Origin of the sequence: Delftia sp. WY8 (assembly GCF_018437695.1) — a bacterium.
Classification (GTDB): Bacteria; Pseudomonadota; Gammaproteobacteria; order Burkholderiales; family Burkholderiaceae_C; genus Comamonas; species Comamonas tsuruhatensis.
Genome location: NZ_CP049795.1, coordinates 3,881,581 through 3,903,801, shown reverse-complemented (window position 1 = coordinate 3,903,801; position 22,221 = coordinate 3,881,581). Strand labels below are relative to the sequence as shown.

At 63.9% G+C, this 22,221-nt stretch carries 16 protein-coding genes and 1 pseudogene; 11 read left to right on the top strand and 6 right to left on the bottom strand.

Annotation, left to right across the window (positions count from 1 at the left end):
* The first annotated feature begins 63 nt into the window (after nucleotides 1-63).
* The 4 genes from G4D77_RS17965 to G4D77_RS17950 all read left to right on the top strand — a co-directional run bounded on the left by G4D77_RS17965 (nucleotide 64) and on the right by G4D77_RS17950 (nucleotide 6,730).
* Entirely contained in the window at nucleotides 64-4,671 is a 4,608-nt protein-coding gene (locus G4D77_RS17965) for an RHS repeat-associated core domain-containing protein (protein ID WP_213757716.1), read from the top strand.
* Nucleotides 4,672-4,675: 4 nt separating this feature from the next.
* Nucleotides 4,676-5,002: an Imm58 family immunity protein gene (locus tag G4D77_RS17960; RefSeq protein ID WP_074924007.1), complete on the top strand. Its 327-nt coding sequence runs from the start codon at nucleotides 4,676-4,678 to the stop codon at nucleotides 5,000-5,002.
* A gap of 104 nt (nucleotides 5,003-5,106) precedes the next feature.
* Complete coding sequence (locus tag G4D77_RS17955) at nucleotides 5,107-5,427, top strand: hypothetical protein (protein ID WP_213757715.1); 321 nt, start codon at nucleotides 5,107-5,109, stop codon at nucleotides 5,425-5,427.
* Nucleotides 5,428-5,866: 439 nt separating this feature from the next.
* Nucleotides 5,867-6,730: a DUF4034 domain-containing protein gene (locus G4D77_RS17950; protein ID WP_154833175.1), complete on the top strand. Its 864-nt coding sequence runs from the start codon at nucleotides 5,867-5,869 to the stop codon at nucleotides 6,728-6,730.
* 68 nt (nucleotides 6,731-6,798) lie between these two features.
* Here the strand turns inward: G4D77_RS17950 and G4D77_RS17945 are convergent, their stop codons facing one another.
* Nucleotides 6,799-8,127: a sulfatase family protein gene (locus G4D77_RS17945; RefSeq protein WP_034368742.1), complete on the bottom strand. Its 1,329-nt coding sequence runs from the start codon at nucleotides 8,125-8,127 to the stop codon at nucleotides 6,799-6,801.
* A gap of 85 nt (nucleotides 8,128-8,212) precedes the next feature.
* Nucleotides 8,213-9,190 (bottom strand): tripartite tricarboxylate transporter substrate binding protein, encoded by a 978-nt coding sequence (locus tag G4D77_RS17940; RefSeq protein WP_016448605.1) that lies wholly within the window; start codon nucleotides 9,188-9,190, stop codon nucleotides 8,213-8,215.
* 102 nt (nucleotides 9,191-9,292) lie between these two features.
* Here G4D77_RS17940 and G4D77_RS17935 point away from each other — a divergent pair, with 102 nt between their 5' ends.
* Nucleotides 9,293-9,808, top strand: a complete 516-nt coding sequence (locus tag G4D77_RS17935; protein ID WP_154833172.1) for a MarR family winged helix-turn-helix transcriptional regulator — start codon at nucleotides 9,293-9,295, stop codon at nucleotides 9,806-9,808.
* A 58-nt stretch (nucleotides 9,809-9,866) separates the two neighbouring features.
* On the top strand, nucleotides 9,867-10,850 hold the full coding sequence (locus tag G4D77_RS17930) for an alpha/beta hydrolase (RefSeq protein WP_154833170.1): 984 nt from the start codon (nucleotides 9,867-9,869) through the stop codon (nucleotides 10,848-10,850).
* Between the two features lie 13 nt (nucleotides 10,851-10,863).
* Here the strand turns inward: G4D77_RS17930 and aldA are convergent, their stop codons facing one another.
* Genes aldA through G4D77_RS17910 form a run of 4 tightly spaced genes read right to left on the bottom strand, consistent with a single transcriptional unit; the run spans nucleotide 10,864 to nucleotide 15,647 of the window.
* A complete protein-coding gene (gene aldA / locus G4D77_RS17925) occupies nucleotides 10,864-12,297 on the bottom strand; it encodes an aldehyde dehydrogenase (protein ID WP_154833168.1) in 1,434 nt (477 codons plus the stop codon).
* Between the two features lie 16 nt (nucleotides 12,298-12,313).
* Complete coding sequence (locus G4D77_RS17920; RefSeq protein ID WP_154833166.1) at nucleotides 12,314-13,123, bottom strand: HpcH/HpaI aldolase family protein; 810 nt, start codon at nucleotides 13,121-13,123, stop codon at nucleotides 12,314-12,316.
* Nucleotides 13,124-13,134: 11 nt separating this feature from the next.
* The gene (rhmD, locus tag G4D77_RS17915) at nucleotides 13,135-14,322 is read right to left on the bottom strand and encodes an L-rhamnonate dehydratase (RefSeq protein ID WP_154833164.1); all 1,188 of its coding nucleotides are present in this window, start codon (nucleotides 14,320-14,322) and stop codon (nucleotides 13,135-13,137) included.
* Between the two features lie 29 nt (nucleotides 14,323-14,351).
* Entirely contained in the window at nucleotides 14,352-15,647 is a 1,296-nt protein-coding gene (locus G4D77_RS17910) for an MFS transporter (RefSeq protein WP_154833162.1), read from the bottom strand.
* A gap of 205 nt (nucleotides 15,648-15,852) precedes the next feature.
* On the opposite strand from G4D77_RS17910, the gene G4D77_RS17905 reads away from it, so the two are divergent.
* The 5 genes and pseudogenes from G4D77_RS17905 (at nucleotide 15,853) to G4D77_RS17885 (ending at nucleotide 22,132) form a co-directional block, all read left to right on the top strand.
* Nucleotides 15,853-16,872: a LysR family transcriptional regulator gene (locus G4D77_RS17905; protein ID WP_047219373.1), complete on the top strand. Its 1,020-nt coding sequence runs from the start codon at nucleotides 15,853-15,855 to the stop codon at nucleotides 16,870-16,872.
* 336 nt (nucleotides 16,873-17,208) lie between these two features.
* Nucleotides 17,209-18,192, top strand: a pseudogene (locus tag G4D77_RS17900) (YifB family Mg chelatase-like AAA ATPase); the annotation flags it as partial.
* A gap of 747 nt (nucleotides 18,193-18,939) precedes the next feature.
* The gene (locus tag G4D77_RS17895) at nucleotides 18,940-20,238 is read left to right on the top strand and encodes an HNH endonuclease (protein WP_213757713.1); all 1,299 of its coding nucleotides are present in this window, start codon (nucleotides 18,940-18,942) and stop codon (nucleotides 20,236-20,238) included.
* Nucleotides 20,239-20,408: 170 nt separating this feature from the next.
* On the top strand, nucleotides 20,409-20,858 hold the full coding sequence (locus tag G4D77_RS17890; RefSeq protein WP_047219808.1) for a hypothetical protein: 450 nt from the start codon (nucleotides 20,409-20,411) through the stop codon (nucleotides 20,856-20,858).
* Nucleotides 20,859-21,292: 434 nt separating this feature from the next.
* Entirely contained in the window at nucleotides 21,293-22,132 is an 840-nt protein-coding gene (locus G4D77_RS17885) for a hypothetical protein (RefSeq protein WP_156180118.1), read from the top strand.
* Nucleotides 22,133-22,221: the final 89 nt, after the last annotated feature.

The following is a 22,221-nucleotide window of genomic DNA, read 5'->3' as shown; positions in this document are numbered from 1 at the left end:
CATTCCCCGCATCTTCTGCATCCGCCGTCCCGTTCTCTCTCACCTCTCCAGGAGCAGCCTCGCATGAGTGGCCAACCCGCAGCCCGCATCACCGACAGCGTCGTCAAGGGCAAGATCGTCACCGGCTCGCGCACCGTGCTCATCGGCAGCCAGGGGGGCCTGGCCTGCTCCGTCTGCCCGGGCGGTATCACCGTCAGCTCCCCCGTCAACCCCCAGCTCGGCGCCAAGGTCCTGCTGGGCGCACAAGACCTGGACTTCGCCCTGCCATCGGCTGCGCTGCCCGTGGCCTGGCAGCGCCAGTACAGCAGCTACGTCAACCCCGAGCACGGCGCGGCCTGCGGCCTGCTGGGCCATGGCTGGCACCTGCTGCAGGAGCTCAGCATCCGCCTGCAGGAAGAGGCCACCTTGCTGCTGGACGCCAGCGGCCGCGTCATCACCTTCGACCAGCCCCTGGCCCCGGGCGGCCAGCTGCACAGTGCCAGCGAAGACATCTGGCTGCTGCGCGGCGGCAGCCCGGAGCCGGACGGCGGCACAGCGCCCTGGGCTGCGAACCCGCGCTGGTCGCATGTGGAGGCGGCGCTGGCGTGCAATCCCGAGGCCATCCTGGCCTTCAGCGGCGATGGCGACACCCTCTGGGGCTTTGGTCCTGCGCCCGGTGAACCTGTCGATGGCCCTTGGCGCCTCATGGCCCAGATCGACCGCTTCGGACGCCGCCAGCTCTACCACTACAGCGACGGCAAGACCACGGCCCCGGACGTCAACGGCAGTCCGGAACCGCTGCCCGCAGGCCGCCTGGTCTCGCTGAGCGACGGCACAGGCCGGCGCTACCGCCTGCTGCACCAGCGCATCCACGGCGGCAAGGACGCGCAGGGCCTGAACGGACTGTGGGGCGCCGACGATGGCTGGCGCCTCATCGGGGTCGACCTCACGCAGGACCCGTTGCATCCCCTGTCCACCCCCATCACGCTCGTGCGCTACGGCTACAGCAGTGCAGGCGATCTCATCACCGTCCACGACCGCGCAGGCCAGCTCGTGCGCGAATTCGAATGGGACCACCACCGCATCAGCGCCCACCGCCATGCCAGCGGACCCTGGCACCGCTACCGCTACGAGAGCGCCCAGCCCGGCGCCCGCGTCATCGAACACAGCAACCAGGAAGGGCTGTCCTACCGCTTCGACTACCTCAGCCAACCGCCGGGCCCGGACGGCCAGCCGCGCGCGGCCACCCGCGTCAGCGACAGCCTGGATCGCATCGAGACCTACTACTTCGAAGGTGCGGCGGGCCTGTCGCGCCTCATCGCCCACCACAAGGCCGACGGCAGCCGCTGGCTGCAAAGCTACGACAGCTTCGGCCGCCTTGCCTCGCGCACCGACCCGCTGGGCCGCAGCGTCCACCTCAGGCGTGATGGACAGGGCCGGCTCATCGGCGTGCAACTGCCCGATGGGCGCAGCACCCAGCAGGAACACGACGAAGCCACGGGCCGCCTGCTCGCCTCCACCGACCCGGCAGGGGCCACCACCGGCTACCAATACGACGCCTGGGGCCGTCTCACCCAGATCACCCAGGCCGACGGCAGCACCGAGCGCTACCACTACCCCGACCCCCAGGAAGCGCCGCTCACCTGCGACAGCCCCCGGCGCATCGAAGACGCCCAGGGCGGCAGCAAACAGCTGGCCTGGAGCGACGCGGGCCAACTGCTCAGCTACACCGACTGCTCGGGCCACAGCACGCACTACCACTACGACCGCTGGGGTGCGCTCATCGAAGTGGGCAACGCCCTGGGCCAGCGCCAACGCCACCAGCGCGACGGCCAGGGCCGCATCGTGGCCAGCGAACTGCCCAACGGCCAGATCGAGCGCTACCACTACGACAGCGCAGGCCACCTCACGCGCATCGAACCGGCCCAGCCCCCGCTCACCCCTCTCATGGGGGGGCAAAGCCCTGCTGCACCGGCCGCCGACCCCAGCATCCACCTGCGCTACGACCTCTGGGGCAGGCTGGTCCAGCGAACACATGGTGGCCTCACCCTGGCCTTCGAATACGACAGCGCCGGCCGCCTCACGCGTCTCGTCAACGAAAACGGAGCCCAAAGCCGCTTTGCCTGGGACACGCTGGACAGGCTCGTGCAGGAAGAAGGGTTTGACCAGCGGCTGCAGCGCTACCGCTGGGATGCGGCAGGCCAGCTCATGGAAGCCACGGACGGCAACGCTGCACGGCAAAGCAGCAGCCACTACCGCTGGGACGAAGGCGGCAGATTGGTCGAACGTCAGCTGCCCGCCACGGCCCATGCGCCGGCCCAGACCCACCGCTACGAATGGGATGCGGCCGGACGCCTCATGGTCGCCAGCGTCTGGCAGCACACCGTCGAGAACACCGCGGAGAACACCACCCAACTGCAAAGCCGCATAGCACTGGAACGCGATGCCCTGGGCCGCATCACCGCAGAAGTGCAGCAGCTGTACCGGCCCGGCAAGCACAGCAACGGGGGCGGCGGCGCAGACCAGATCGAATACGAACACCGCATCGCCCACAGCCTGGACGCGCTGGGCGCACGCCAGCACAGCCAGCTGCAAGGCCTGGGAAAGATCGCCTGGCTCACCTACGGCTCAGGCCATGTGCACGGACTGCAGCTCAACGGCGCCGGCCTCATCGACTTCGAACGCGACGCCCTGCACCGCGAAGTCCGCCGCAGCCTGCACCCACCCACTCCCGCAGCAGAAGCAGATGCAGACGCACACCCCCCCCTGCAGGTGCAACGCCAATGGGACAGCATGGGCCGCCTCACGGCCCTGGGCACCACAGGCCTGCAAAGCACGGAAGGCAGGGATCACCTCGTCCAGCCCCTCATCGGCCAGATCCTTGGCCGCCGCTACCACTACGACAGCCTGGGCCAGCTCGTTGCCATCGAACAGGCCGGCGCCCCGGGCCAGGCCGCACAACTGCTGCGCTACGGCTACGACAGCGCCGGGCGCCTCAGAGCGGCCACCGACAGCCAGGACCCCCAGACCACCGCCCGCTGGCAGATCGACCCTGCCGGCAACCGCCTGCCAGCACTCGGTGCACCCGGTGCACCGGGCCAGACGAACACCCAGGACAGCTGGGCCGCCCAGGTCCATGCCCACTGGCGGCACACCGACTTCAACCTCATGGGCCTGGGCCACCTTGCAGGCCAGCGGCAAGGCCCCGTGCAGCGCTGGGAAGACAACCGCATCGGCTTCACCGAAGACCGCGTCTGGCGCTACGACCCCTGCGGCAACCGCATCGCGCAAATGCATGCAGACCACAGCCAGCAGCAACTGCACTACGACGGAGCACACCAACTCATCGCCGTGCGCAGCAGCCAGATCCAGGGCAACGCCGAGCAGTTGCGCCACCACAGCCGCTACACCTACGACGCCCTGGGCAGGCGCCTGAAGCAGCAGGTCGAAAGCGCGGACTCCACAGAATCCACCCGCACCCACTACTACGGCTGGGACGGCGACCGCCTCATCCACACCGAACGCCTGCAGCACGGCAGCGACACGCGCCACATAGAGCACACCATCTACGAACCCGGCAGCTTCACCCCCCTGGTGCGCCTGAGCACCACGGCCAGCGGCGACCCCCAAGACCAACCCCACCTGCTGGTGCAAGCCATCACCGCAGGCCTGCCCGACCCGGACGACCCCAACCACGCGCCGGCCCTGGCCCTGATGCAAACCATGCTCGACGCCATGCCGCGCGACATGCAGCAAGACGCGGCCCGCCACCTGCGCCACACCCTGGACCACGGCCTGCCGCCCGGCGCCCAGGCCATGCTGGGCGAACAGGCAGACAGCACCACGCGCCTGCTCAGCGGCATGCAGGCAAAGCTGCAGGAACAGGAAAAAGAACAACAAGCCCGCATCGCCATCCACCACTACCACTGCGACCACCTGGGCACACCCATGGCCCTGACCGACCAACGGGGGCTAGTCACCTGGGCGGCCAAGCTGGACCCCTGGGGCAATGTGCTGCAGGAATACAACCCGCAAGGCATCCACCAGGCGATCCGGCTGCCGGGACAGCACCATGACAGGGAAACGGGGCTGTATTACAACCGGCATCGGTATTACGATCCGGTGGTGGGGAGTTATATCAATCAGGACCCGATTGGGTTGATGGGAGGCAATAATCACTATATCTACCCTGTAAATCCCACGGGGTGGATAGATTCGTTAGGCTTACAGCAAGCCTGCGTTGTTAATTTTCCAGATTATCCGGTTGAGTACGCCGAAGGTAAAACAAGCACATGGCTTGGTGGGCATAGTGGTGTGTTGACATATGATACTTCAGGGAAGACACAATACTTCGAATACGGTAGATACAACCCAAATGCAAAAGGAATTATGGGCTCTAAGCTACCCCAAGACGACGGAAACGTTCGGCAAACTCCAATGCCTAATCTAAAAATAGGCAAAGATGGTGTTCCAACAGATGAGTCCATGAGAAATCTGGAGGAGCAGCTTTCAAAGAGATCAGGCAAAGGGACACCGGCAAAGTTAACCTGTAGTTCTGCCGATCCTAAAAAAGTTGCTGACTACGCAAAAGAAATTTCAGAAAATAAAGATAGAGAAAAATATAATTGGAATCCATTCAATTCCAATCACTGCCGCACTTTTGCAAGAGATGCCGCCAAAGCAGGTCAATAATTTTATGAAAATAAACAAATCATTTATCTTGATAATTGCGCTAATTTTGGTGATTATTTATTTAGCATACTCGGTTGTCGATAAATCAATAACATTATCTTACTCAAATCAAGGGTGTGAATCATCGCGTGCAGATATTGATAATGTAATTTCACTCATCGAGCGCGAATGGAGAGGAATGAATATGGAGCAGATTGCATATAAGTTAAAGAATTCATCCATCAATAAAAAAGCAGTTAACCCTCAAATAAAAATGGAAAATGATCTAATATGGTATGGTGATGTTAGATTTATTTTCTCTTCGGGCCGATTGGTAAAAGTTGAATATTAAAAACAATATGAAATTCCCTGGGATCAACTTCTGAGAGCGACATATGAGCGCCTTTTGGGCAACGACAGCGTTATTACAGGGTCTGCCTGGTGATGAAAGGGCAGATGGAAGCATTACTCTACGGTAAAGGCACAGACGATGTTGATGGGGGGGGGGGGGGGGGGGGGAACATCCATCGGATATCAAACATGCACATGTTCAACTACATGCACGAAGAATCAATTGTGATGAAAATATACAAAAATGAATATAGAATGTTAGTTATGATAATAGGTGTTTTAACGGCTGTCGTCGGTGGTATTCTGGCTTTTTTATGGTTGCCGCGAGGCGGTGCCGTTGTTGGTTTGATTGGAGCTATTCTTGGAATTTTTGGGTTGATTATTCATTTTTCAACAAACGCCAAAAGCATATTCGGTGGCGATTAATTGATCCATGGGATTTAATTAATATTGCAAATAGCTCTTGAACCCTTCATTGCTTCAGCGATTGCTTTCCGATTATCTATTCATGAATCAATCTAATTCCATAACTGGTTTTACGGAATAATGACTAGGGTATTTGCAATATTATTTTACATCACGCTATTTCTTCTTATATCTTCTAACTTATACAATTCCAAGTTCAGTCTTATTGGGAATTTATTTCAGACTGCAGTTTTCTTAGCATTCTTGTACGAGCATGGCTACAAGCTCTTCTGGAAGAATGGCGATGCAATAATGTTCCTTACAGCATATCTTCTTCCATTTTTTATTGTTCTGCTTCTATTTCTCATAGCACTTTGATTTAAACAGGAGCTTGGAGAAATAAATATTGGCTTATTAGTTTTAAATCATTAAATAACACAACCATTTCCAAGAGGGACACATGACCGCAAAAACCACCCAAACCCTGATCCGCATCCTGCTCGCCACCCTGTCTCTCTCCGCAGCCACTGCCACCTATGCCGCGCAGTGCCCGCTGATTCCCGATGGCAATGCCACTCTGGAAGAGTCCGAGAGGGCCGCACTGCTCAGCGAGTTCAAGTTCGAGGCGCTGGACAAGGAACTGGCCCGCAAGCACAAGAAGAATCTTTCTTCCTCGGGCGGGGACTTGTTGACCATGCGGGATCTGCTGGGACTGCAGCAACTGAGCCTGCAGGAAGAGAACGTGATGCGCATGTGGGCGGATCAGCAGCCCAAGTCGTTCTTTGCCCAGCTCAATGCGGGCCTCTATTACGGCAACAAGGCATTTGGCGCCCGCGGCAACGCGCCGGCTTCCAGTGTGACGGGCAGCCAGTGGAACAGTGTCAAGCAGCTCAGCGCGAAGGCTCAGCCGTATCTGCAAAAGGCCATGGCGCTGGATGCCCGCTCGGCCTTGCCGCAGACGATGCTGATTGGATTGGCCGCGATGGAAAACCAGGTGGGTGGACGTACTGCGGCGCAGTGGCTGCAGGCGGCCGATCAGGCCGATCCCAAGAACCTGGCCGACCGCGTCAATGCCCTCAATTACCTGAGCCCGCGCTGGGGCGGGTCCTTGGAGGGCCTGGACCAAATGGTGTCACAGGCCGTGAAGTCGCTGCCATCGGCCAGCGCCGGCTATCTCCAATACAACCTGGTGCTTGCCAAGGCCAGCCATTACGAAGTCGTCGAGAAGGACAAGAGCAAGGCCCAGGCCCTCTACAAACAGGCCAAGGACATGTGCGACAACTCGGAGGCCGCACGGGCGGGCATGGTCAGGACGTACCAGTAATCAGGAAACAAGGCAGGCCCAAAGGCCTGCCTTGTTTTATCGCCCACAGCCTGCGGGCACACACACCCTCAAAACGTCGCCGAAGGCAGATCCTGCCGACTGAACACCAGCGACACCTTGGCTTCTTCCGGAATGGGCGGCAGTGAAGCATCCCATTGCTGCCAGGCCGCGCGTAGCTCGGCCAGGCGCTGGGGCTCGCGGTCGCGCAGGTTGGCGCGTTCGCGCGGGTCCTGGGCCACGTTGAACAGGTATTCCACGCCTTCGATCTGCAGGTATTTCCAGTCGCCGCGCACCAGGGCGCGCTGGGCGCGGTGCTTCATGCGCCAGCACAGGTCGCGCTCGGGGTTCCAGGTACCGTCTTCCATCAGGGGCAGCAGGCTGACGCCGTCCAGCGGGTAGTCGGCGTGGCCGTCCACGCCCGCGGCGGCCAGGAAGGTGGCCGACCAGTCCATGGTCAGGTTGGGCGTGTCGCTGACGGCGCCTGCCGGCATGCGCTCGGGCCAGCGCGCCACCAGGGGCACACGGATGCCGCCTTCGAGCAGGTCCATCTTCTGGCCGATGAAGGGCCAGTTGTTGGAGAAACGTTCGCCGCCGTTGTCGCTGGTGAAGACGATGAGCGTGTTCTCGGCCATGCCCTTTTTCTCGAGCGCGTCCAGCACCCAGCCAATGCCTTCGTCCATGTGGTGGATCATGCGCTGGTAGGTCTCGATGGTGCCGCCGTCGGTGTGCTTGCCGAAGCCGCCGATGCGCCGCGATTCCTCCAGGTCGTCGCGCGTGAGCCAGGGCCAGTGCGGAGCGCTGTAGTGCAGGGACAGGTAGAAGGGCTTGTCGGCCGTCTGGCGCTCGACGAAGTCCACGGCGCGGCGGCTCAGCAAGTCGGTGAGATAGCCCTCTTCCTCGTGCGGCTCCTCGTTGATCCAGAAGTCGGGGCGGCCACGCGGGTCGCAGTGGGCGAAGTAGTCGGCGCCGCCTGCGTGAAAGCCGTAGAACTCCTCGTAGCCCGACATGCGCGGGCCGAAATGCGGCGGGTAGCCCAGGTGCCATTTGCCGACCAGGGCGGTGGCGTAGCCGGCGTCGCGCAGCAGCGAGGCCACGGTGGGATGGTCGGGCGGCAGGCCCAGCACCTTGTCGCCGTGGACGCTGGCGATCGGCTCCTCGGCCGCGCCGCGCAGGCGGTACTGCCAGCGGCCCGTGGCCAGGGCAAAGCGTGTGGGCGAGCACACGGCCGAGTTGGAATAGCCGCGCGTGAAGCGCATGCCCTGCGCGGCCATGGCGTCCAGGCGAGGCGAGACATCGGTGGCGCGGCTGTGCGCATCGCGCGCGCCCGTGCAGCCGAGGTCGGCATAGCCGAGGTCATCGGCCAGGATGAAGATCAGATTGGGGCGCTGGGTTGCCATGGGAGCCAGGAGACAGTGGATGCGTTGGGAAAGGGAGTATCGCCAAAACGGCGGTGCCTCAGGGCCACAGGCCCTGGTGGCGGCTTCAGTCGTTGGTCAGGTGGATGCGCTTGACCAGGGCGGCCCACTGCGCGGACTGGCCCTTGGCGCGCGCCTGGGCCTCGGCCACGGTGGAGCCGACCATCTCGATGTCCAGGGCTTTGGCGCGCTCCTTTTGCTCGGGCGCGCGGATGGCCTCGTTCATGGCGTCGACAAAGCGTTTTTGCACGGCAGGCGGCACGCCCTTGGGTGCGGCCAGCAGAATCCAGAAGGTGCCGTCGAACTCGGGAAAGCCCGACTCGGCAATGGTCGGCAGCTCGGGCGCCAGCGCCGAGCGCGTCTTGCCCGAGGTGGCCAGGGCGATCAGCTTGCCGCTCTGGACCTGGGGCAAGACCGTGGGGCCGGCCAGGAAGCCGCAGTCCACCTGGCCGCCCAGCAGGTCCTGCATGGCCGGCGCGGGGCCCTTGTAGGGCACATGGACCATCTTGGCGCCCGAGGTAGCCAGCAGCGATTCCATGACCAGGTGGCCCGGCGAGCCCGCGCCGCCCGAGGCATAGGTCAGCTCGCGCGTCTTGCTGGCGGCCACCATGTCCTTGACGGACTTGAAGCCCGTGCCCGGGCCGCAGACCAGGGTCTGCGAGAAGCGCGCGGCCACGACCAGGGTTTCCAGCGCGTCGGCCTTGTAGCCCATGTTCTTGTAGACATGGGGGTTGACGGTGAGCACGGGGTCCATGGCCCACAGCCAGGTGTAGCCATCGGGCGCGGAGCGCGCGACCTCGGCCGCGCCGATGTTGCCGTTGGCGCCCGGCTTGTTGTCCACGACCACGGCCTGGCCCAGCGCCGCCTGCATGGCGGCGGCCACGGGGCGCAGCGAGATGTCGGACGGGCCGGCCGGCGGATTGGGCACGACGATGCGGATGGGCTTGGCCTTGGGCCATTCCTGGGCCAGGGCGGGCGCCGCGCACAGGCCGGCGGCGACCAAAGCCAGGGCGGCACGCGCCAGGGCTGCGAGGGGGCTGGGCATACTTGTCTCCTTGTCGTTGTCTTGCGGCCAATGTACGCAGGCCGCCGACAATGCATCTAATCCATCATCCCTAGCGTAAACCCGAAACCGGCCCGCGAGTCCATGACCGACCTCCACCGCTGGCGCCACCCCGCCGTGCTCGAAGACATGTTCCTCTACCACCTGGCGCGGCTGCAGGCGGCCGCTGGCAGCCGCGTGGTGCGCCTGTGCGAGGGCCGCTACGGCATCACGCGGCGCGAGTGGCGCATGCTCTGCCTGCTGGCCGAGGCCGGGCAGCTGCAGCCCTCGCAGCTGGCCGAGCAGGCGCAGCTGGACCGCACGCGCACCTCGCGCGCGGTCACGGCGCTGCTGGCCAAGGGCCTGGTGTGGAAAGAGAGCCAGGTGGGCGATGCGCGCCGCGCACTGCTGCGCCTGAGCGACACGGGCCGCGCCCTGCATGCCGAGCTGTTCCCGCAGGTGCAGGCCATCAACCGCGAGCTCATGGACGCCGTGCCCGAGCCCGAGCTGCAGGCCATGGCCAGCGCCTTTGCGCGCATCCGCGCCCGGGCGCGGGAGCTGGAGGCCAGCAGCCCGCCGCCCAAGGCGCCGCGCAACCGCAAGCGCGCGGCCTCGACCTGACAGGGCCGACAGACAAGCATGCTCCAATGGCACGCAGATCAACTCTGCGGCCTTTCCCATGAAAGCTCTACTCCTCGGCCTGGCGGCCGCCATCTGCGCAAGCACCACCATGGCCGCACCGGCCACGGCCGTCCTTGGCGAAAAGCCGCTGCAGGCAACGGGTCCACTTGACCCACTGCGGGGTGTTCTGCTGACGCCGAGCCAAAGCGCGCCGCCGGTCGTACTGATCGTCCCCGGCTCAGGCCCCACCGACCGCAACGGCAACAGCCCGTTCGGCCTCAAAGCCTCGACCTACCAACTGCTCGCACAGGAACTGGCCACCCAGGGTATTGCCACCGTACGCATCGACAAACGTGGCATGTTCGAAAGCTACAAGGCCGTGGAGGACCCCAATGCAGTGACCATCCAGGCCTATGCCGAAGATGTGCACCACTGGGTGGACGCCATCCGCAGCGAGACCGGTGCCCAATGCGTCTGGGTGCTGGGGCACAGTGAAGGTGGACTGGTCGCTCTGGAGGCTGGCCAGGGCCGCTCCGATATCTGCGGACTGATATTGGTAGCAGCTCCTGGTCGCCCAATGGGGCAGACGCTTCGGGAACAGCTCAAGGAAGACCCCGCCAATGCACCGATCCTGGACCAGGCGTTACCGGTCATCGATGCTCTGGAAGCAGGCAGGCGCGTGGATACCCGCCAGATGGACAGGCCGCTCAACACCATGTTCCATGCCAGCGTACAAGGCTTTCTCATCAACACCTTCGCGCTGGAACCCGCTCGCCTGATAGCGGGCTATTCCAAACCCGTGCTCATCATTCAAGGTGAGCGCGACCTGCAGATCAAGCCAAAGGATGCTCAGCGTCTGGCCAAGGCTGCACCGAACGCCAAGCTTGTGCTGTTGCCCGCCACCAACCATGTGCTCAAGAAGGTGGAGACCAACGATCGCGCTGCCAATCTTGCAACCTATGACAAGGAGGGGCTGCCGCTAGTGCCCGGGGTTTCCAGCACCATTGCCCGGTTCATAACGTCAGCCACCGTGAAGCGATAGGCGAGCCGTTGGCTCACCCCTGCAGGTACACCACGTGCGTGTGCGTGTACTCGTACAGGCCGTGCTTGCCATCAGCCCCGCCCACGCCCGACTTGCGCACGCCCGCATGGAAGCCCTGCATGGCCTCGAAGTTCTCGCGGTTGATGTAGGTCTCGCCGAAGTCGATCTCGCGCATGGCCTGCATGGCCTTGGACAGGTCGCGCGTGTACAGCGACGAGGTCAGCCCGTATTCGCAGTCGTTGGCCAGGGCGATGGCCTCGTCCAGGTCCTCCACCACCTGGATGGGCAGCACGGGGCCGAAGATTTCCTTGCGCATGATCTCCATGCCGGCATGGCAGCCGGCCAGCACCGTGGGCTGGAAGTGAAAGCCCGCGCCCAGGTCTGCGGCCTGCCCGCCCGTGACCAGTTGCGCGCCGTCGGCGATGGCCTGGCGCACCTTGGCCTGCACGCTGTCCAGGCCCTTTTGGTTGATCAGCGGGCCCATTTCCACGTCGGGCCGCGCAATCGGGTCGCCGTAGCGCGTGGCTGCCATGGCCTGGGCGATGCGGGCCGTGAACTCGTCGGCCACCTGGCGCTGCACGTAGACGCGTTCGGCGCAGTTGCAGACCTGGCCGGTGTTGATGATGCGCGAGTCGCGGATGGCGCGCACGGCCAGGTCCAGGTCGGCATCGGCCAGCACGATGGCCGGGGCCTTGCCGCCCAGCTCCAGGTTGAGCTTGGTGATGTGGGGCGCGGCGGCAGCGGCGATGCGCTCGCCAGTGGCCACGCTGCCCGTGAAGCTGACCATGTCCACGCCCGCATGGCCGGCCAGCGCAGCGCCCGTGCCGCCCTGGCCATAGACCACGTTGAACACGCCGGCCGGCAGCTCGCACTGGGCCAGCAGCTCGGTGAAGGCGTGGCAGTTGATGGGCGTTTCCTCGCTGGGCTTGATGACGATGGTGTTGCCCGTGAGCAGGGCCGGCGCCATCTTGCGGGCGATCAGGAAGAAGGGAAAGTTCCAGGGCAGGATGCCCGCGACCACGCCCAGCGGCTTGCGCAGCAAAAAGATCTGCTCGTTGGCCCGGTCGCTGGTGATGACCTCGCCCTCGATGCGGCGCGCCCATTCGGCCATGTAGTCCAGGTAGTCGGCGGTGAAGTTCACCTCCACCTCGGCCAGGCCCAGGGTCTTGCCCTGCTCCTCGGTGATGGTGCGCGCAATGCGCGCGGCGTTGTCGCGGATGCGGGCCGCCACGCGGCGCAGGTACTGCGCGCGCTCCACGGCCGGGCGGCGCGCCCAGGCCTTGTGGGCGCCACGCGCGGCGGCGATGGCGCGGTCCACATCGGCCTGGCTGGACAGGGGCGAGCGCGCCAGCACCGCGCCCGTGGCGGGGTTGGTCACCTCATGCAGTTCGGCGCTGTCGGTGAAGCTGCCGGCGATGAAATTGCGCAGCACGGGAAGGGATGCCATGGAGTTCTCCTTGGGTTCAGTAGGTGCGGGATGCAGGGGCCGCCTGGTCCCTGGCGTGCGTGGCGCGATAGCGCCCCAGATTGGCCAGCGCGGCCTGGCGCAGCAGGCTGATGTCTATGCCCACGGCGATGAAGCGGCAGCCCCAGTCCGCATAGCGGCGCGCATCTTCCTCGCGCGGCGCGAGGATGCCGCAGGCCTTGCCGGCAGCCAGCGTGGCCTGGACGGTGCGGCGTATGGCGTCCTGCACCTCGCCCTGGCTGGCGTCGCCCGCATGGCCCATGCCCGTGGACAGGTCGGCCGGGCCGATGAAGACGGCGTCCACGCCATCGACGGCCGCAATCTCGGCGGCATTGGCCACGCCCCGGGGCGACTCGATCTGCACGATCAGGCACAGCTGTTCATGCGCCGTGCGGATGTAGTCGGGCACGGCATCCCAGCGCGTGGCCCGCGTCAGGCCGCCGCCCACGCCGCGCACGCCATGGGGCGGGTAGCGCATGGCGCGCACCAGCTCGCGCGCCTGTTCGGCCGTCTCCACCATGGGCACCATCAGCGTCTGCACGCCCACGTCCAGCAGTTGCTTGATGAGCACGGTGTCGCCCTGCACGGCGCGCACCACCGGGTGCGTGGCATAGGGCGCCACGGCCTGCAGCTGGCCCAGCAGCGTGGGCACGGTGTTGGGGGCATGCTCGCCATCGACCAGCATCCAGTCGTAGCCCGTGGTGGCGATGATCTCGGCCGCATAGGGCGTGGCAAGGCCGGCCCAGATGCCGTACAGCGGCTCGGCGCGCCGCAGCGCGGCCTTGAAGGGGTTGGCAGGCAGTTGCATGGCGGGCTCCTTCAGTGCGTGTACGGGCGGTGCAAAGCGCACTCGGGATTGAGCTCCACGCCGAAGCCAGGCCTGTCCAGCGCCGACAGGCGCATGCGGCCGTTGACGGGCACGGGCTCGCCCAGCAGCTGCGGATGGAACATGGGCACGACCTCGTCGGCCTTGGGGGCCATCATCAGGAACTCGGCAAACGGGCTGTTGTGGCGCGTGGCCACGAAGTGGTAGCTGTAGACGCTGGAGCCATGCGGGATGACCAGGGCCTGGTGGGCATCGGCCAGGGCCGATATCTTGAGCAGCTCGGTGATGCCGCCGCACCAGCCCACGTCGGGCTGGATGATGTCGCAGCAGCCCATCTCCAGCAGCTGGCGAAAGCCCCAGCGCGTGGCCTCGTGCTCGCCCGTGGTCACCAGCATGCCGGTGGGCACGTTCTTGCGCAGGGCCGCGTAGCCCCAGTAATCGTCGGGCGGCAGGGCCTCCTCGATCCACTTGAGGCCATGGGCCTGCGCACCCTGGGCCAGGCGCGTGGCGTAGTTCACATCCAGGCTCATCCAGCAGTCCAGCATGAGCCAGAAGTCCGGGCCCACGCGCTCGCGCATGGTGGCCAGCTCCTGCAGGTTGCGGCGCAGCCCTTCCTCGCCCTCGGCCGGGCCGTGGTGCAGCGGCATCTTGCCGCCGATGAAGCCCATCTTCTGCGCCAGGTCGGGCCGCGCGCCCGTGGCGTAGAACTGCAGCTCGTCGCGCACGGCGCCGCCCAGCAGCTGGTGCACGGGCTCGCCGCGCACCTTGCCCAGCAGGTCCCACAGCGCCAGGTCCACGCCCGAGATGGTGTTGATGACGATGCCCTTGCGGCCGTAGTACAGCGTGGACAGGTACATCTGGTCCCAGATGCGCTCGATGTCAGTCACCCGGGCGCCTTCGAGGAAACGCGCCAGGTGCTTTTCGACGATGTAGGCCGCAGGCTCGCCGCCCGTGGTCACGGCAAAGCCCACGCGTCCGGCGCTGTCCTCGATCTCCACCACCAGCGTGCCCAGCACGTTGATGCCGAAGCTGCGGCGGCTTTGCCGATACTCGGGGTACTTGGCCATGGGCGTGGCGATGTGGTCGTCGATCCAGTGGCCTTCGGACTGGTCGTGGTAGTCGGCGCCGCCGCCCTTGAGCGTGAAGGCGCGCACCTGCTTGATGGTGGGGATCTGTGTCATGGGATGGTTGTGCTCCGTGTGCAAGTGGTTCAGGCGGCCGACGGTGCGGCCAGGGCCGGCGCCAGGCGTGCGCGCACGCCCAGCACCAGGGCCGCAGCCAGCAGCGTGGTGCCGGCCAGCAGGTACAGGCCGGCCGCCGGGGAGTGGAAAAAGCCCTCGGCCCAGTTCTTGACGATGGGGGCGATGAAGCCCCCCACGGCGCCGAGGGAGTTGATGAAGGCGATGCCGCCAGCGGCCGCAGCGCCGGCCAGCGTGTTGGCGGGAAAGGTCCAGAACACGGGCTGCACGGCGATGAAACCGGCCGCCGCCAGGCACAGCGCGGCCACACCCAGCAGGGGGCTGGAGAAACTCACCGATGCAGCCATGCCCACGGCAGCCATCACCAGCGTCAGGCTGGCGATGCCGCGCGGCTGGCCTGTCCGCTCGGCATGGCCCGGAATCCACCAGGCGGCCAGCAGCGCGCACAGCCAGGGAATGGCCGAGACCACGCCCACCAGCAGGCCCACCTTGGTGCCCAGCAGGCCCGCCACCTGGCTGGGCAGGTAGAACACCACGCCATAGACGCTGGCCTGGATCAGCAGGTAGATCAGCGCCAGGTAGAGCACGCGCGGCTGGCACAGCGCGGCCAGCAGGCTGTGGCCGTGGCCGCCCTTGGCGCGCTCTTCGCTGTCGAGGATGTCCTGCAGCAGCGCCTTGTCCTCGCGGCTGAGCCAGGTGGCGTCGGCGGGGCGGCTGTCCAGGTGGAAATACGCCCAGATGCCCACGGCCACGGCCATCAGCCCCTCCACCGCGAACAGCCACTGCCAGCCGTGCCAGCCACCGATGCCGTCCAGCTCCAGCAGCAGGCCCGACAGCGGGCTGCCGAAGATGAAGGCCAGCGGCGCGCCGAAGTAGAAAAAGCCCATGGCCTGCGCGCGGTGCGCTGCCGGGAACCAGTAGGTCAGGTACAGGATGACGCCGGGGAAGAACCCCGCCTCGGCCACGCCCAGCAAAAAGCGCAGCACGTAGAACGTGGTCTGGTCGTGGGCGAACATCATGGCCGCCGACACCAGGCCCCAGGTGACCATGATCCGGCACATCCACATGCGTGCACCCACGCGGTGCATGATCAGGTTGCTGGGCACCTCCAGCAGCGCATAGCCCGCGAAGAACACACCCGCGCCAAAGGCGAAGGCCGCATCGCTGATGCCGGTATCGGCCTGGAAGGCCACCTTGGCAAAGCCCACGTTGGCCCGGTCCAGGAAGGCCATGATGTACATGAGCAGCAAAAAGGGCAGCAGGCGCCAGGAGATCCTGGCGAGCAGGGGAGCGGGGAGTTTTTTCATGACTTTCCTTGCAGGCAATGAGAGGCCGTCACGCCCGGTCGCCCGGAGCGCTGAAGGCGTGCTTTGGTGAAGGTGCGAGCGCGGCCGCGGCGTTGGTGCCGGCCGCGTCAGCGCGTCATGAAACAGGCGATGGGCTGTGCATGTCTTGTCTCCTGGATTGGGTCTGTTTTTTCTTGTCGCAGGGCCAATGTACGGCGCATGATCGATGCTCAACAAATCGAATTTCGGTCACATCCGATACCTTGCGCTTATGCCTGACAAGCCGCCCGAATCCGCCCCGCCCGTGCTGCACCGCAGCCTGCTCAACCGTCTGCGCTACAAGCACCTGCACATGCTGGTGGCGCTGGGATCGAGCCTGAACCTGCACCGCGCATCGCTGAGCCTGGCCATGTCCCAGCCTGCGGCCACGCGCATGCTGCGCGAGATCGAGGACATGTTCGGCTGCCAGCTCTTCGAGCGCCTGCCGCGCGGCATGCGGCCCACAGCCCTGGGCGCGCAGCTGGTGCGCTTTGCCGAGGCCTCGCTCAACAGCCTGGACCGCTGCGCCGAGGACCTGGCCGCGCGCCGCCAGGGCGGCTACGGCTACCTGTCCATCGGCACCATCATGGGCGCAGCACCCGACCTGGTGATGACTGCCGTGGCCCGCATGAAGGCGCAAAGCCCGCAGTTGCGCCTGCGCATCATGGGCGACACCAGCGACCAGATCCTGCGCCTGCTGGACCAGCGGCGCATCGACCTGGCCATTGCACGGCGCAGCCCCACGGCAGACAGCAGCGGCTATGGCTTCGAGGAACTGGGCAACGAGCGGCTGCTGCTCGTCGTGCGCAGCGGCCATGCGCTGGCGCGCCGGCGCAAGCTCGACTGGGAGGAACTGGTGCGCGACTGGCCCTGGATCCTGCAGCCGGCCACCAGCCCCGCGCGCATCGCGCTCGACCAGCTGCTGCAGCGCCTGGAGCTGCCCGCGCCGGCCGACATCATCGAATGCAGCTCGGTGTACTCCATGCAGCAACTTGTGCAGCTGACCGATGCCGTGATGCTGCTGTCCGAATCCGCGCTCAAGGACTATCTGCGCATGGGCCTGGTCAGGGCGCTGCCGGTCTGCATCGACGTGCCCATGGCGCCCTTCGGCATCCTCACCCGCACCGACGACGCGCCCACGCAGGAGCAGCAGCGCTTCATCGCGCTGCTGCGCGCGCAGGCCCGGGGGCTGGCTCAGGCCGGCTGAGCCAGCACCGCTCGCGTTTCGACCTGCAATCTCGCATGGCGCAGGGGAACGGCAGTTGCCGGGCCTGCTCGGCGGCCTGCTGTCACGCGGCCTGGGCTTCAACACCGGCGTGCAGTTCATGGGCTACTACACGGCCGTGCTGAGCGTTCCGGCGCTGGTGAAGCTGTTCTGATTTTTGCGCTGCAAGGGTCAGAACATTCTGAGATTTGGGTTCAGCGCCGCGCCCGCCGTCCACAAGGCCCAAGGCCGTTGCCATACTGGGTCACCGAGGCCGCCGCACCGCTGGCGGCTTCTTCCTTTGTGTGGCTTTGTGTCTGTCGTTCCTGCGAGGTGCCCATGGGTCTGGCCCTGGTTCAAAGTCGTGCGCTGCTGGGGCTGGCCGCCCCGCGTGTCACCGTGGAAGTGCATCTGGCCAACGGCCTGCCGTCGTTCACGCTGGTGGGTCTGGCCGATGTCGAGGTCAAGGAAGCGCGTGAACGCGTGCGCTCGGCGCTGCTGAACTCCGGGCTGGAGTTCCCGAGCAACAAACGCATCATCGTCAACCTGGCGCCCGCCGACCTGCCCAAGGATTCGGGGCGCTTCGACCTGCCCATTGCGCTGGGCATTCTCGCGGCCAGCGGCCAGATCAATGGCGATGCGCTGGCCGACTACGAATTCGCGGGCGAGCTGTCGCTGTCGGGCGCGCTGCGGCCCGTGCGCGGCGCGCTGGCCACGGCCCTGGCCCTGCACCGCCAGCAGGACGGCGCCCGCCTGGTGCTGCCGCCGGGCAGCGCGCAGGAGGCGGCCTTCGTGCCATCGGCCCAGGTGTTCTGCGCGCACCACCTGCTGGACGTGGTGCGCCGCTTCATCACACGCTCGGCCAATGCCCTGGTGCAGGCGGAGCAGGAACCGGACGATGCCTGCTGCAGCGACGAAAGCGAGGACACCGAAGAGACCGACGAAACCGACGCCTTGCCGGCAGCAGGCGACACCCATACATGCCCCGGCCCGGGCTGGCATGCGGTGCAGCCGCAGCCCGCCGTCGCCGTGCGCAGCAGCCTGGACCTGGCCGAGGTGCGCGGCCAGGCACAGGCGCGGCGCGCGCTGGAAATCGCTGCGGCCGGAGGCCACGGCCTGCTGCTGGTGGGGCCGCCGGGTTCGGGCAAATCCATGCTGGCCCAGCGCTTTGCCGACCTGCTTCCGCCCATGAGCGATGACGAGGCGCTGGAGGCCGCCGCCATCGCCAGCCTGGCCGGCCGCTTCACGCCCGAGCGCTGGCGCCAGCGCCCCACGGCCAGTCCGCATCACACGGCCAGTGCCGTGGCCCTGGTCGGAGGAGGGTGTGGATTCCACCGAAAGACTGAACTGCACAATAAAATTCTTAACTCGGGTGGAAGCCCACAGCACATTAGTTTTCCACACTGACCTGCTGTTTTTGCGGGGCGCAGCCGCGATGGACTGCGGAACGCCACTACACATTCGTTTTTCCGCCACTGATCTTTAATTTTTTCGGAGCGCATCCGCGCTGGCCAGCGGCGAAGCGTGGCCTGCAGGCACATAGAACTCGCGGCGGTAGGTCTGAGCTGGGTCACCAGGGGCTGCCTAGCGTGAGTGGGTCCCACGCATCGAGACCACCCGAGGCCTCGGCGTCGAAGGCATCCACGCTGAGCTGGCCGTACAGGGCGAATGCGCTGGGTCGGGCGCGAACGAGGATCGAAGGCTCGGACGTTGACCTATGCGGAGTGGGTTCGAGTGCTCTGCCAGCCCTACCGCACTGGCGCACCGGCGCGATGAAGGGGTGAGCATCGTTTGGATGCCTAGAATTCGGGCGCGGGTGAAGCGCCCTGGGCCTTCGCGGCGGCCACACCACCCGCTACAGTGCATTTTTATGCGAGCCATCTACGGCGCTCGGCAGGATGGCGGTACGGCCTTGAAAAGGCTGGTCCTCACGTAGAGGCGGCTGTCGGCCAGGAGCGCTCGGTCACCGCTCCCGCCTGACCGACAGCTTCAGGCTGTGAGCGGTCTTACGCCGGACGGCGGACTTGATGGAACGGCGGGACAAACCTGAGGTACCCATCAGCGGTGTTCATGGCTAAGGTGCGTGCCAGCTTAAAGTCTCGGTCGCAGCCAGAAAATCGTCGATCTCTGGCACCGAACGATGTGAAATGCGCCATTGCCACCAATACAACTCTCACGTTGCGCCGAGTAAAGTACGCGTGTCGTGAAAACTTAAAGAAATTCACTATGGCTCTATTTCTGCTGAAACCAATTCTCTGGAATACTGCCGGCTACATGCGGCCTTCTGGCTACAAGGTGTCCGGGGGCGAAAGCTATCCGTCGAAACATGGCTATGGTCACGAGGAATGGAATGCCTCCCCGCGTCTTACCTTCACCGAGAATGGCCAACGATACAGGACCTTCCATACCGAGCGCGTCGGCAAAGCACCTACCGAGGAAAACCGTGGGCAAACCTTCGTGTTCATGATTGCCTCCCACGATGGGGTACAGCAGCTAGTTGGCATTGCGGGTAACGCTCACTACCTTGGCTGGGCGCCCAAACACGGAACTGCTCCATACAAGGTCGAGCGCGAACGTATAGCCAGGCTACTGGAGGTAAAGAGTTTCGGCGAGGACGCCTGGGCGCTGCCCCGGGTGAAACAAGCCCATTCCAATAGCAGGGCCGAATTCAACCGTCACTGGAGAGAAGAATATCCCTGGACCTGCAACTGGATCTGTCCGGAGGAATTCTTCTGGTGGCCGGCGAAGCCAATCACTCTCCAAGCCTCCAGAATCACGGGCAAGGAGAAGTTGCCGACGATGTACTCTATGCACATGGACATGGAGCTTCGACGCGCCGAGGCCATTATGAGCATGGTTCCTGCCATACAGCGCGGCGCCGAATGGAAACGCCTGGTTCAAGCCATGCGAGTTGCTCCCACGGTCCCTGTGCCGCCGATAGTTCGCGAGAACGGGGAGCCGGAGCCCAAAGAAGTCACCGCGCGCCTGACCCTGGCGCTCGCTCGCATTGGCCAAGGCAAGTTTCGTATGGAACTTCTTCGGATATGGGGTGGTGCGTGTGCCGTCACCGGAGTCACCAATAGCCAAGTCCTAATCGCTTCTCATGTGAAGCCCTGGCGCAACTCAGACAACAGGCAGCGACTTGACCCCAATAACGGGCTCCTCCTATGTGCCAACCTCGATGCACTTTTCGATGCCTATCTCATCTCTTTTGCCGATGACGGATCCATGCTCGTTTCCGAGGAGCTGGATGCGACCGAGCGCAATCGTCTTGGTCTTCCCAAAAACCTCCGGACCAAGCCCAATACTGCACTGAAGGCGTATCTCACACATCATCGTGAGAGGTTTAAGGATAGGGCCCGTCTTTAGATGTTCAGTCCCACAGTGAGATGGGGGCAGCTACCATCTGCCATGTGTCGGCCTGCGCCAGACGTAAGTCGGCAAGGAGCGGCCATTCCACTTTCGCTAAAGCTGACCGGCCTGCGGCGGTCGGCTTAGTGTTTTCGTTAAAAACTTATTGCTATTGCGGAGATTCTAGAATGATCGAATTTGCTGAAATGTCAGGGGAGCAGATCAAGGCAGAGGTTCTTGCCAGGCTTGATCAGTACAAAGATCGGAGCGCGCTTGAGCAGTACGCAATATTCATGGGAAAGGCCCAGATACTGGAGTTTGGCCTGAAGGGATTGCTCGCTCGAACGTTCAATGTCTCACATGAAAAAATGGAGCGCTGGCCACTTGGCAAAACCAAGAACGAGCTCAGGGATAGAGGAGTCCGACCAGATTTCATCCGATTATTGGAGAGCGTCGTAGATCACCGAAACAACGTGGCTCACGAGTTCCTTGTCAACACTGAGATAACCCGCTCCCTCGTCAACTTCAGCGACCTTAAGCTTTACGGCGATCTGTTTCGCGCCCTCTACGAACTTGAGCAATTAATCATTCTTCACGAATGGTGCGAGATCAACAATGGCTGGCTACCACGCGATTAACCCAAGTGTGAGTGAAAGCCTTCAATGGGTCGATAAAGCCACATGATAGCCCATGGCAAGCCGCGACGCCGACGCGCATCGGTCCTGAGCGCCTACTAGATCTGGAGCATTCCAATGGGCTGGAGGAATGACGCGTTCTGCCAATATTTCTGATCGCATCGAAGTCGTGCGAGCTCTGACAAGAGCTACATTAACGAAGATCACGAAGCTATCCCAGGGGATCGCTTTGTCTCTGCACAGTGACTGCGAAAGTCAGCTGAGGACTGTGTACTTATGAACACTGTCTCGCGCACGACTAGATCGAAGCAAAGAACCTGCCGACGTTGGTATCGTCGATGTCTGCCTTCGAAAAATGATTCGCTGCCCTCCAAGCCTCCCCGACAATGACTCTTTTGCGCTGCAGACGTAGCGCGGAGCAGGCGAAAAATCCGCCTATGGCACACCAAGTAACCAACACCGCGACACCCCCAGCCCGAACTCGCGTTCTGACCCACCGTAGCGAGGGCCAGTTCAACCCTGCGGCTTGGATCAAGGAGGGAGAGCATCTCTTTGCTTCGGCCAAAGTTGTTCGGGCGAGCTGGACGGTAAGGCGCAAGAAGCTAAGCAGAAACATCTCTCGCAAAACGCCCAGCGCACGGGCTTGGGCAGAACTTGAAGGCCTGCCGAAGGCTTCTGTGCTGCTGCTTGGCTATGCGATAGAGATGTTCCTGAAGGCTGGACTTTCCAAGGCCTATGCGGGTTGCCCTGAAACGCTATTCGACCGCGACCTGCGGCGGTACAGCCATAACTTCAAGAAGCTCGCCAAGGCGTTGGCTTTCGAAGCCACTGTTCAAGACAAGCAGGATCTGAACACTCTGCACGAGATGGTTTTATACGACGCGCGCTACCCGGTGAAGCCCGACGCGCGGAACACCGCGATCGAGCTTCAAGCGGAACGCGCTTCTGTAATCTGGAGCAAAGCGGAATTCACGCGCCTTCGGCACCTGGTGCTGCGCGTGAAGGCGCATGTCTTCAAGATCGACAGAGACTCCATGAACCCGTGCAGCGTGACGTCCATCGCGATGGACGACGACGGCTATGTTGTGTACAGGGTCGGTGGGTGGCTGCCGCCGCGCGTCACCTACCGGTTCAGCACCGCTCAGATTGCTGCTGGCGAGGCGACTCGCGAGTACCTGAAGGCCTTGGCGGAAGCCGGTCAACTGGCCCTCCTCAGCCACTATTGGGGGCAGGCAGAGTTCTTTGAAGACGACCTTGGCCGAGATCCCAAAGATTGAACCCGCTGCACCGGACGGTCGCTAAAGCAGCTCGGAGGCGCAGGCGCTCAGCATAGTCTTTCTAGTTCGCACTACGTTCCCAGCCTGAA